Consider the following 1,849-nt stretch of genomic DNA (forward strand, 5'->3'; position numbering starts at 1 on the left):
GAGGCTGGGACAAAACAGTAAATAAAAAATGAGTGGCACTCACCCTGATGAGTTGGGGTGAGTGCCACTCTTTATTTTACATTTTTAGATTTTAGTAATTTTTAGGATTTAAATAAGGATACCATCTGATAAAATTAAAGTAACCACACAATAACTTAACGGAGGTATCCTTATGTTTAAACATTATACCATGAATCAAATCATTTTACCGCTAGATTTAGAAGTAAAACTTCAAGAAAATGATATTGCCTACGCCGTCAATGATCTCGTAGAACAGATTCCCGATGAAGCATTCGCTAGCTTTTTACGTGAAACGGGTAACCCTGCTTATCATCCACGGATGATGATGAAAGTGATTTTGTGTGCTTACACGCAATCTGTTTTCTCTGGTAGAAAGATCGAGGCATTACTCAAAGATAGTGTTCGTATGATGTGGCTAGCTCAAGGGTATGAACCGAGTTATCGTACCATCAATCGTTTCCGTGTCCATCAAGAAGTAAAGGAATTACTACGCCAGTGCTTCGTACAATTTCGTTGTCAGCTCGTACAAGAAAAATTGATTGAGGAGGAAGCCATTTTTATTGACGGAACGAAAATTGAAGCGAATGCCAATAAGTTTACGTTTGTTTGGCGAAAAGCGGTCGAAAAATACAGTGCCAATTTGGTGGAGAAGTCCAACCAAATGTATGATGAGTTGTTGGAAAAAGAAATTATTCCAGAAATCGAACGGGAAAACCTGGATGAACTATCTACGGAAGAACTCGTACAAGTAGTGAAAAAGCTTGATGCCAAGGTAGAGGAATATGATAACCAAATAGAAGCGAGTAAAGATGTAAGTGAACGAAAACAACTTCGTTCGGAACGCAAAATTCCAAAGCAGTATCGGAAACAGTTCAAGGATTATGTAGCTCGCAAACAAAAATATCAAAACGACATGGCCATATTCGGAGAGCGAAACAGTTACTCAAAATCGGATCATGATGCGACTTTTATGCGAATGAAAGATGATTATATGAAGAACGGTCAACTAAAAGCCGGTTATAATGTGCAAATTGCGACAGAAGGACAATACACGCTCGCTTTTGATGTATTCTCTAACCCGACCGATACACGCACACTAATCCCTTTTCTGGACAAAATCGAGGAAAGTTTCTTTAAGCTGCCCCCATATATTGTCGCTGACGCAGGCTATGGTAGTGAACAAAACTACGTAGATGTAATCGAACATCGAGAGCGTATCCCATTAATTACCTATAACATGTATCGTAAAGAGAAAAAGAAGAAATATAAGAATAACGCTTTCTACACCACCAATTGGGACTATAACGAGGAAACGGATTCTTACACATGCCCAAATGGAAAAAACTTGGTGTTCCGATACATCTCAAATCGAAAAGACAAAGATGGATTTACACGAACGTTTAAGGTCTATGAGTGTGAAGACTGTTCAAGTTGTCCATTCCGTTCCCAATGCACCAAGGCTAAAGAAGGCTATCATCGGAAAATACAGTACAACGAAAAATGGGAACAACAAAAAGAATACGTAAGACAACAGCTTTCAGAAGAGAAAACGGGTGAAATCTACGGTAGGCGTAAAACCGATGTGGAACCAGTTTTCGGATTTTTGAAGGCTAATTTGCATTTCACTCGTCTGTCAGTGAGAGGCAAAGAGAAGGTGAAAAATGAATTAGGGTTTGCCTTCCTGGCGGTGAACTTGAGAAAGTACATTGCCAGGAGCGGCTAATATGATAATAATCCATCTAACGCTCCAACTAAAAAGGTTCCGAACATCATCTTTGGATGTTCGGAACCTTTTTCAATTATTTCTGGCTAGTTATGTCCCAGCCTC

1 protein-coding gene is annotated in these 1,849 nt (G+C 39.2%); it reads left to right on the forward strand.

The genetic code is table 11. The features are described 5' to 3' along the window. Positions 1-172 precede the first annotated feature (172 nt). Positions 173-1,744 carry an IS1182 family transposase gene (locus T323_RS26945; protein ID WP_035179018.1) on the forward strand — a complete coding sequence of 524 codons (1,572 nt, stop codon included), beginning with the start codon at positions 173-175 and terminating at the stop codon, positions 1,742-1,744. The last annotated feature ends 105 nt before the right edge of the window (positions 1,745-1,849 follow it).

It is taken from the genome of Alkalihalobacillus bogoriensis ATCC BAA-922, assembly GCF_000621445.1.
Lineage (GTDB): Bacteria > Bacillota > Bacilli > Bacillales > Bacillaceae_F > Bacillus_AO > Bacillus_AO bogoriense.